7 protein-coding genes are annotated in these 10,257 nt (G+C 37.2%); 5 read left to right on the top strand and 2 right to left on the bottom strand.

Features of this window, described 5'->3' with window-relative positions:
• Window positions 1-21: 21 nt before the first annotated feature.
• Together ODR02_RS10045 and ODR02_RS10040 are read right to left on the bottom strand one after the other, a co-directional pair.
• Window positions 22-2,961, bottom strand: a complete 2,940-nt coding sequence (locus ODR02_RS10045; RefSeq protein ID WP_309512339.1) for a M16 family metallopeptidase — start codon at window positions 2,959-2,961, stop codon at window positions 22-24.
• Between the two features lie 33 nt (window positions 2,962-2,994).
• Complete coding sequence (locus ODR02_RS10040; protein ID WP_209784793.1) at window positions 2,995-4,188, bottom strand: pyridoxal phosphate-dependent aminotransferase; 1,194 nt, start codon at window positions 4,186-4,188, stop codon at window positions 2,995-2,997.
• A gap of 233 nt (window positions 4,189-4,421) precedes the next feature.
• Between ODR02_RS10040 and ODR02_RS10035 the strand changes: the two genes are divergently transcribed.
• The 5 genes from ODR02_RS10035 to ODR02_RS10015 all read left to right on the top strand — a co-directional run bounded on the left by ODR02_RS10035 (window position 4,422) and on the right by ODR02_RS10015 (window position 10,180).
• Window positions 4,422-5,759, top strand: coding sequence for a M20/M25/M40 family metallo-hydrolase (locus ODR02_RS10035; protein ID WP_309512338.1), 1,338 nt, complete (start codon window positions 4,422-4,424; stop codon window positions 5,757-5,759).
• Window positions 5,760-5,857: 98 nt separating this feature from the next.
• Entirely contained in the window at window positions 5,858-6,493 is a 636-nt protein-coding gene (rsmG, locus tag ODR02_RS10030; RefSeq protein WP_309512337.1) for a 16S rRNA (guanine(527)-N(7))-methyltransferase RsmG, read from the top strand.
• 63 nt (window positions 6,494-6,556) lie between these two features.
• Window positions 6,557-6,961, top strand: a complete 405-nt coding sequence (locus tag ODR02_RS10025) for a hypothetical protein (RefSeq protein WP_209784791.1) — start codon at window positions 6,557-6,559, stop codon at window positions 6,959-6,961.
• Window positions 6,961-7,509 carry a DUF922 domain-containing protein gene (locus tag ODR02_RS10020; RefSeq protein ID WP_309512336.1) on the top strand — a complete coding sequence of 183 codons (549 nt, stop codon included), beginning with the start codon at window positions 6,961-6,963 and terminating at the stop codon, window positions 7,507-7,509. Before ODR02_RS10025 ends, ODR02_RS10020 begins: the two co-directional genes overlap by 1 nt.
• Entirely contained in the window at window positions 7,493-10,180 is a 2,688-nt protein-coding gene (locus tag ODR02_RS10015; protein WP_309512335.1) for a PD-(D/E)XK nuclease family protein, read from the top strand. The genes ODR02_RS10020 and ODR02_RS10015 overlap by 17 nt, the downstream gene beginning before the upstream one ends.
• Window positions 10,181-10,257: the final 77 nt, after the last annotated feature.

Raw genomic sequence — 10,257 nt, 5'->3', positions numbered from 1 at the left:
TATCAGGGCTTTTTGTTTATTTTAATAACCAAATATTTCAGTTAAATTAAGTTTTTTTACTTCGCCTAATTTATGCATATCTGCTTCATTCACTTTGTCTTGAGAAGCAACAAGGCAGTAGGTGTAGTTCTTGTTTTTCATTTCCTTATCATGGAAAGAATTGATATCTGTAAAAGACAATTTCGGTGCCTGTTCATAGACATTCTTTCTCATATCAAAATTGTTTCCAAGTCTTTGGGATTTCAGATAAGAGAAGATGATTCCGTCCTGAGTAATTCTTTCAGAAGCAATTGATTTTTTCAATCCGCTTTTCGCTGTTTCGAATAACTGTTCAGATTTTGGAAGAGTAGTCAAAAGCTCGTTCATTGCTGTTGTAGACTCATTGAATTTGTCTGCCTGTGTTCCTACATAAGCCATTACCATATCCTTGTCTGTTTTTTTGCTTGGAAGGGCAAAATAAGAATACGTAGAATAAGCCAGCGCTTTTGATTCTCTGATCGTCTGGAAAACAATCGATCCCATTCCGCCTCCGAAATAGTTATTGAATAAACTTACGGTAGGAGTAGTAGAAGGGTTGTATGAGTCAGAGTTTCTTACCCAGAATACTTCAGCCTGTACCATGTCATAATGAGCAAATAATACTTTATTCTTATCAGTCGGGATCTGAGCAAAAGTTTTAGACTTAGGAAGATCTTTCAGGGTTGCAGGAAGTTTGTGAACAGGTTTCAGAGCTGCCACTACTTCGTTTCCTGATTTTGGACCATAGTATAATACTTTATGTTTGAAATTAAACAAGTCATGAAGAACATTGATTAGATCGTCTGCTTTTAATGCATCAAGCTCTGCATCGCTCAACACATTATTGAAAGGATTCTGAGCGCCATACTGTGCGTAGCTTCTCAATCCGGACATAATTACTCCTTTATTCTGTTTTGCGTTGGCTCTGGCTTTCTTCAATCTCACTTTGTAAGCATCAAGAGCAGCCTGGTCTGCCTGACAGTTTTTAATCAAATCTTCAAATAAAGCAATCGTTTTACCGAAATTTTCATTTAAACCTTCCAGAGATACATAAGTTTCTTCATTTCCTGCACTCACATTGAAGCTTGAGGCAAGTTTGTAGAATTCCTTACTGATGATTTCGGAAGATTTGTCTTTGGTTCCTAAATACTGAAGATATTCTGCTGCCAATGGAAGGATTTTGTTGTTCCATTTTCCTGAATCAAAATGATAATACATTCTGAACAGGGAGTTGTCTGTATTTTTTACAGAAAGTACGTCCACATCAGCCAATTTGTTTTTAGCGATGTCTTTATCATAATTTAACCATACCGGAGCGATAGGGTTTTCAGGCATTTCGTCAATTTTTTTCAAGAAAGGAGACTGGTCTTCTCTGTTAACGGAAACCGGTGTGATCGTTGGTTTGTCAACTTTTACAATACTTTTGTCTTCTCCTTTTCTTTTATAAACTGCAACGTAGTTATTGTTCTGCAGATATTTGGATACGAAATCCATGATATCCTTTTTCGTAAGTTTTGAAATTTCATCAACATATTCCAACGATGCTTTGTGGTCAACATCTGAAGTGAATTCATCCATCAGAATACTTGCTCTTGACGAATATTTTTCATCTTTCTGGATAATCCCTTTCTTTTCATTGTTCACGATGGATTGAATCAGATCATCGGAAAATTCTCCTTTTCTTAATTTATCAATTTCCTGAAGAAGAAGGTTCTTTACTTCGTCCAAAGACTGTCCTTCAGTTGGTTTTCCTTGTAAAAGTAAAACTGAATAATCCTTTAAAGCATAAGACCCTGCGTAAGCACCGAGTAATTTTTGTTTTTTTACCAGATCAAGATCGATCAATCCGGCCTGTCCGTTGGTCAACATATTTCCAACAAGATTAAGCATTCTCGCATCTTTGGTAGACGCTCCCGGAAATCTGAAACCAAGCATTACGTTTTCAGGATTAGGTCCTACCACTTCTTTTGTAACGGGAGCTGTAATTGGTTTTTCCTGTCCTACTTTATATTCAGGGATTGCCTTAGGCTTCATGTACGAGAAAGCCTTGTCAATCTTTCCAATTACTTCATCCGGATTAAAATCTCCGGACATAATGATTCCCATGTTGTTGGGAACATAATAATTGTTATAATATTCTCTGATAGCATGCAGAGAAGGATTTTTTAAATGTTCTATCGTTCCGATAGTTGTTTGTTTTCCGTAATTGTTGTTAGGGAAAAGGTTGGCAAACATGGTATCAAAAACTTTATCTCCGTCGTCATCAAGAGATCTGTTTTTTTCTTCATATACAGCTTCAAGCTCTGTGTGGAAGAGTCTCAGAACAGGTTCTCTGAATCTTTCAGCCTGTACAGCAAGGAACTTGTCAAGAACGTTGGATGGTACGTCTTCTGTATACACCGTTTGTTCAAAAGAGGTAAAGGCGTTGGTTCCGTCAGCTCCCATACCAGCCATCATTTTATCGTATTCATTTGCAATTGCAAATTTGGCAGCTTCTCCTGAAACCCTGTCGATTTCTTTGTAGATATCCTTTCTTTTGGCTTCGTCCTTAGTCTGGTTGTACTTTTCGTAAAGAGCGTCAATCTGGTCCAAAAGAGGCTTTTCTTTGGCCCAGTCTTTAGATCCGAACTGATTCGTTCCTTTGAAAAGCATATGTTCCAGATAATGGGCTAGACCGGTGTGGTCTGCTGGATCGGTTTTACTTCCTGCTTTCGTTGCAATATACGTTTGAATTCTCGGGTCCTTATTGGTAGGGCTCAAAATAACCGTTAATCCGTTTTTTAAGGTGTAATACCTTGCGGAAGTAGGATCATTGGTTACGTATTTGTACTTGTAGCCGTTAGAAGTAGCTTCTTTCCACTGGAAATCCTGGCCAAAAGCGTATCCTGCAAAACTTGCAGCGGCAATGCTTGTAGCGATGGTTAGTTTTTTTAACAGATTCATTGCTGTCGTGTTTTATTTTTGATTATTAGTTTGTTAATTGAATTTCTCCAATAAGTTTTTAATTCGTTTCATAGCCTCTCTTAAGTCTTCCTCAGAAGCAGCGTAAGAGAATCTGATACATTCAGGGCTTCCGAAAGAGAATCCACCCACACAGCCTACATGAGCGTTTTCCAGAAGGAACATTGCAAAATCATCAGAGTTTTTAATTTCTGTTCCATCCAGGGTTTTTCCGATATAATGTGAAATATCCGGGAAGAAATAGAAAGCAGCCTTTGGAAGCACCACCTTGAATCCTGGAATTTCTTTGATTAAGTCATAGACAATATCCCTTCTTTTTTTGAAAGCATCAATCATATATCTGTATTCGGAAGGGTCTGTTTTAAGGGCAACAATAGAGGCTCTCTGTGCCACTGTATTAGCTCCGCTGGTCATCTGTCCCTGTACTTTTTCACAAGCTTTTGCCAGCCATTCCGGGCATGCAGAGTATCCGATTCTCCATCCGGTCATAGCAAATGCTTTTGACATTCCGTTGATTACGGCAGTCTGTTCATAAACTTCAGGAAACTGAGCGATAGATGTGGTTTTAGTTTCGTAATTGATATATTCATAAATCTCATCGGAAATTACCGTTATCTGAGGATATTTGGCAATCACTTTTGCAATGGATTTTAATTCGTCATAAGTGTAGTATCCTCCTGAAGGATTACATGGTGAGCTGAAAAGTACAGCTTTTGTCTTTTCTGTAATAGCTTCTTCCAGCTGTTCTGCGGTCACTTTAAAATCAGTAATATAAGAGGTAGGGAGCATCACGGAAGTTCCACCCATCATTTTTACCATTTCATCATAGCTTACCCAATATGGGGCGGGAAGAAGAACTTCATCACCATCATTGATAATGGCTGCCAGAACATTTATAATAGCCTGTTTTGCTCCATTTGAAACACAGATCTGCGTAGGTTTGTATTCCAAGTTATTATCTCTTTTTAATTTATAAGCAATAGCCTCACGCAATTCCAGAAATCCGGGAACAGGAGAATAGTGGCTGTAATTTTGATTGATAGCATCGAAAGCGGCCTGTTTGATATTGTCCGGAACGTCAAAATCCGGTTCGCCAAGAGTTAAACTGATCACATCTATTCCGCTGGCTTTCATTTCTCTGGCTTTGTTTGACATTACAAATGTCTGGGAGTATCCTAATCTTTTTACTCTATCTGAAAGTTTGTCCATTGTATTTTTTTGAATTTTAACAAATATATAATAAAAACGTCTTGTGAGGATAATAAAAGTGGGGTTGCTTTGAAGATTTTTGTCAGGTTTTAACCAAATTTATCCTGTTTCGAAATCATTATATCCTTTTTGGGCAGTTGGGTAAATATTAATTGGTAAAGAGTATAATCAAAATAAAAAAATACTTCTTAACTTTTGGGTTTTGTATCTTTAAACAATCTAAGACCTATCCAATGAAATACTCTGTTTTTTTACTACTGATCTCATGTTCTGTTTTTTCTCAGCAGCTTTCAAAAGATGTTGAAGTGAAAAAATATGTAACGCAGGTGAATGAAGACTCCCTAAAATCTTATATCGGTAAACTGGTGAGTTTTGGAACCAGGCATACTTTAAGTGCGACAGATGATCCCAAACAGGGGATAGGAGCTGCAAGAAACTGGGTGATTAAAAAATTCAAGGATTACGCCAAAAATTCCGGAGGCAGAATGGAAGTATACCTTCAGCAGGAAGATATTCAGCCGGACGGAAAGAGAATTGATCAAACAGTTAATCTTGGGAATGCAGTTGCTTTTCTGAAAGGAACCGATCCGAACGATAAAAGAATTTTCCTGATCGGAGGACATCTGGATTCAAGGGTAACGGATGTCATGAACAGAACTTCAGCAGCGCCAGGAGCTAATGATGACGGCAGTGGAGTAAGTGCTGTTATAGAATCTGCCAGAATATTGAGCAGATCTTCTTTTCCGGCATCCATTATTTTTGTGGCATTTTCCGGTGAAGAACAATCATTATTGGGTTCCAGACAGCTGGCGGAAAAAATAAAAAGAGAAAATCTGCAGCTGGAAGCTGTCCTGAATAATGATATGATTGGTAATCCCGAAGCGGGTGAAACAGGAGAAATCAATACCCGGACACTTCGCGTATTCAGTGAAGGGATGCCTTACAAAGATCTGGATAAAAAAGCAATGACGATCAGGAATCTGGGTTTTGAAAATGACAGCGAATCCAGGCAGCTGGCAAGATACATCAAAGAAATCACAGAACAATATGTTAAAGGACTTGAAATAAAACTGATCTACCGGAATGACAGATTTTTGCGTGGAGGCGATCATACCAGCTTTGTCAATAATGGATTTCCTTCTGTAAGACTTACCGAATATTATGAAAATTATGATCATCAGCATCAGGATATCAGAGTGGAAAATAATAAACAATATGGTGATCTTCCGGGATTTATAGATTTTAAATATCTGAAGAAAAATATTGCGGCCAATATTGCGGTTTTGGCCAACCTTGCAAAATCCACTTCAAAACCTGAGAAGGTAGAAATGGATGTTAAAGAATTGACTAATTCCACAACGCTTCACTGGGAAAAGCCAGTGTCCGGAACGCCAATGGGATATTATGTGCTGGCTCGGGAGACGGATAGTGCGGTATGGCAGAAAAAAATATTTACAACAGGACTTTCTATTAAAGTTCCTTTATCGAAGGATAATTATATTTTTGCTGTACAGACCATCAGCGGGTCTGGAAACCTCGGTGTGCCTGTAATTCCGGGAATTGCGAAATGATGGATTTTGCAGAAAAGTGGAATAGACGGCCGGATCAGGAAAAGTAGATTTGAATACAAGAGAAATAAAACTTATTTTTGCGGTTTATAATAATTCACATGTCTGCATCGTTACTATTAAAATATTTCCCGGATCTTACTGAAAAACAGAAAGAACAGTTTTCTCAATTGGAAAATCTGTATCGTGAATGGAATGAAAAGATCAACGTAATTTCCAGAAAAGATATGGAGTCGCTGTATGAAAAACATATTCTGCACTCTTTGGGAATTGCAAAAGTGATGGAGTTTGCTCCCGGAACTAAAGTTTTGGATATCGGAACCGGAGGAGGTTTTCCCGGAATTCCTTTAGCGATTCTGTTTCCTGAGACCACATTCACTTTGATTGATTCTATTGGTAAGAAAATCAGTGTGGTACAGGCTGTAGCGGATGGAGTAGGATTAACCAATGTAACGGCTATTCATGGAAGAGCTGAGAAACTGAAAGAAAAATTCCACTTTGTTGTCAGCAGAGCGGTGACCCAGATGCCGGAATTCCTAAGATGGCTGAAAGGAAAGTTTGAAAAAGAACAGTTTAACCCTAAACATAACGGGATTTTATATTTAAAAGGTGGTGATCTTGCAGAAGAACTGGCTGGAATTAAATGTGAAATTTTCAATCTTAAACACTATTTTGATGAAGAATTTTTTGATACTAAAAAAGTAGTTTATGTATCAAAAGGTAATTTTAATTCCTGATTTTTATGTAAATAAGGAATAATTTTTGCTAAATATTGGTTAATAATCAGAAAATTAAAGGTTATGAAAAAACTTTTAAATATTGGATTTTCAGTATTCGTGTTTGGCGTGCTTCTGGTTTCGTGTAATGATGATGATTACCATACCATCGAGTCTATTGGTAAAATCAAAATAGACAGCGTAAAGATGGTTAATGACACCATGAACGTTTTTGCGATACAGAGCATAAAGACTTATTCCACCTATCCGTCTCACTGTGAGGGTTTTTACGGATATGATTATATTTACAATAATAACCTGGAAAGAACAGTTACTTCCTATAAATATATCACCAACGGACCTTGTAAACAGGGAAATTATGTAGGAGTGAATCAAATCAATTTCAGTCCGCAGAAAAAAGGTACTTATACTTTTAAATTCTGGAATGGAGGAAATAATTGGATTACCAAAACAATTGTAGTAGAATAATGAGGTTGACTTTTGTATTGTGTTTATGGGCAGCTCAGACTGTATTCGGACAGAAAATTACATGGCAGGAAGGTAAAAGACTGACTTGGGATAATTTCAAGAGCCCGGTCAGTAAGAAAAAAAATCCGGATGTAGCAGCGTATACCCATTGCGGATGGGAATTTTATTCTGTAAAATCTTCTGATCCAAAGGCACCGGTTACGATGACGATTAAAACCGTTTTTCATGAAGAGAAATCCTGGAAGGATGCCAAAAGAATGGATGATTATATCCTGCTGCATGAGCAGAAACATTTTGATATTGCAGAATTATTTGTGAGAAAGTTTAGAAAAGCAGTTGCTGAAAAAATCAAAAACTCAGGAGACTACAACAAATATTTCAAAGCAATTTATGACGGGATATCGGATGAGTATAAAAACTTCCAGATGGCCTATGACAGGGAAACCCGTCATGGAATTGATAAAGAAAAGCAGACCGAATATAATAATTCGATTGCTGAACAATTAGACAACTTAAAAAGCTATCAAGCCTTTGAAATTCCTCAATAAAATCATCCACGAACTGCTGGCACAAAACACGGATCTTTCTGCGTTTAACATCATTCTGCCCGGAAAACGTCCCATTGTGTTTATCAGACAGATCCTGGAAGAAAACAATTATTCAGGGTTTCTTCCCAACTTTTTTACAATTGAGGAACTCATCAATACAATTGCCGATCACCAGCCGATTCAGGGAATTCCGTTGTGGCTTTTCTCTTTTGATGTCTATAGAAGCCTGAATCTTATTCCGAGAGATGATTTTTCAGATTTTCTGAAATGGTTTCCTACATTGCAGAAGGACTGGGATGATATTCTCAAATTCTCAGACAGTGATCAGGCGGTATTACAGTATATGTTTGATGAGGAAAGGATCAAAGAATGGGCTCAGGATCTTGGTGAGGATGATGATGTCCCAAGAAAGAAATTCCTTAATTTCTGGCAGAATATGAACGTTTTTCTCCCTGTTCTCAAGGAGAGACTGCAGGAAAAAAACTGGGCCACTTCCGGAATGATTCATGAAGCTGCTAAAGCCAAGATTGTTGATTTTGCCAAAAATACCAAAGAAGAGTTTATTTTTTGCGGGTTCAATGCTTTTACTCCGGTAGAGGAAAAGTTGGTAAGGAGTCTTTTGCAGTGGAATAAAGCCCAATGTTTCTTTCAGGCAGACCGCTATTATTTCGATGATGAAAGACAGGAAGCCGGAAAATTTCTTAGAAATCATAAAACATGGAAAGAGTTTGATGATAACAGAGCTTTCCAGTGGATAGAAGATGATTTTAATCAACCTAAAAAAATTAAGGTATACGAAGTGTCCGGGAATGTAACCCAGACTAAAGTATTGCCTGAGATCTTTAAAGAGATCAATAATAAAACCTATTCCAATACTGCGGTAGTACTGCTGGATGAAAATCTGCTTCCGGCAAGCCTTGATGTGATGCATGGTGTTGATAATTTGAATATTACAATGGGATTTCCATTGAAAAACTTATCATTCTCCAATGCGGTGAAACGTCTTTTCTACCTGCAGAAACAGCTGGAAAAGAATAAATCCTCCTACTATTACAGAGATGTTTTTCCGATTCTGGAAGAACTGCCGAAATCTGTGGAAGACGAACTTATTATCAATGAGTTTAAAGCCAAAGTAGAAGAGAGGAATATTGTGTATATCTCTCATAAGCTTTTGCATGAACTGCTGAGCGGCCTGTCTTATTATGGACTTCTTCAGAAAGCAGCCGGTACCCATATCTATCTGGATATGCTTATTGCGTTCTGCCAACAGGTGAAATGGCTTGAAATAGATGATATTCAGTATGAAAATGTCTCTCACTTTGAAAATGCGTTCAGAATTATTAAAAATCAGCTTACTCCATACAATATTGAAATTAAAATGGAAACGCTGGAAATTCTGATCAACCAGCATATCAATTCTGAGAGTATTGACTTCCAGGGAGAGCCTTTGAGAGGGCTTCAGATCATGGGATTACTGGAAACCCGTCTCCTGAATTTTGAAAACGTTATCCTGCTTTCCGTAAACGAAGGAAAACTTCCCCTTGGAAACTCCCAGAATACTTATATTCCTTTTGATATCCGAAGGTTCTTTGATCTTCACACCTTCCTTGAGAATGACAGTATTTATGCCTATCACTTTTACAGATTGATTCAGGATGCGCAGAATGTACATTTGCTGTACAATGCTTTAAGCTCCGGAGTAAATACCGGTGAGAAAAGCCGCTTTATTACTCAGATTGAAATGGAGAGTTCTCATGATATTGAACACCTGATTATTGAAAATTCTTCCGAGCCTATTGCCACCAAACCTATCGAAATCATCAAGACCCAGACCGTACAGGAACGTCTTCAGAAATGGAAGGAAAAAGTATCTGCTTCCCACCTTACAAGCTATCTCTATAATCCTATTGATTTCTACCTTTCCAAGATTTTAAATACATCGGAAACAGATGAAATTGAAGAAGAATTGTCAATAAAGAATTACGGGAATTTAGTGCATTATTCACTTCAAGAAGTGTATGAGGTATTAAAGGGTAAGGTTTTAAAAGAAAGTGATTTAAGTAATTCAGTTAAAGCAATAGATCAATATATAAATATTGCTATTGAGAAGCTTAAGCATCAGCCGGAATTCTATGAAAAAGGGATGAACTATATTCATAAAGCCATTGCTAAAAAGGTAATTGAAAATGTTCTTAATCATGATCTTGAGCTGATAAAACAAGGGAACAAACTGGAAATAATTGACATTGAAAGAAGGTTTGAAAACATAGATTTTCCTCTCGATGGGAATGATAAAATTTCTTTCTTCGGGTTCATTGACCGGATTGATAAACTGAACGGTACTTTAAGAATCATTGATTATAAAACAGCGAAGATTAAAAATCTTAATGTGAAAATTGATCAGGATAATGTAGACGAATATTTCCATAACAGCGACAGAAAGCAGGCGCTTCAGCTTTGTATTTACCATTACGTTGTAGAACATCTTCCTGAGTTTTGGGGATTCCCGATTGAAACAGGGATATGGAGTTTTGCCGATGCTAAAAAGGGAATGGTTTCCCTGCAGTTTGACAAAGGAAATATTGGTGATGCCATGAAATCTGTCAAAAGCCTTATTCTTGAAATCCTGAATCCGGATATTAATTTCGTAGAAACAATAAAAACATATTAAAAATTTTTAGTTCTAATGTGGCAAATGTCTGTATTTATTGCAATCATATAGTCTGAAATAGAATTATTTACTTTGCT

The sequence above is a fragment of the Chryseobacterium sp. CFS2 genome, from assembly GCF_036543225.1.
In the GTDB taxonomy this organism is placed as follows: domain Bacteria; phylum Bacteroidota; class Bacteroidia; order Flavobacteriales; family Weeksellaceae; genus Chryseobacterium; species Chryseobacterium culicis_A.
Note: the sequence above shows the minus strand (reverse complement) of the source record. Positions and strands in the feature narration are given on the sequence as shown.

Coding starts and splice junctions, on each gene's coding strand:
- ODR02_RS10045 (WP_309512339.1), bottom strand. CDS start 2,961: ATGAATCTGTTAAAAAAACTAACCATCGCTACAAGCATTGCCGCTGCA.
- ODR02_RS10040 (WP_209784793.1), bottom strand. CDS start 4,188: ATGGACAAACTTTCAGATAGAGTAAAAAGATTAGGATACTCCCAGACA.
- ODR02_RS10035 (WP_309512338.1), top strand. CDS start 4,422: ATGAAATACTCTGTTTTTTTACTACTGATCTCATGTTCTGTTTTTTCT.
- rsmG (WP_309512337.1), top strand. CDS start 5,858: ATGTCTGCATCGTTACTATTAAAATATTTCCCGGATCTTACTGAAAAA.
- ODR02_RS10025 (WP_209784791.1), top strand. CDS start 6,557: ATGAAAAAACTTTTAAATATTGGATTTTCAGTATTCGTGTTTGGCGTG.
- ODR02_RS10020 (WP_309512336.1), top strand. CDS start 6,961: ATGAGGTTGACTTTTGTATTGTGTTTATGGGCAGCTCAGACTGTATTC.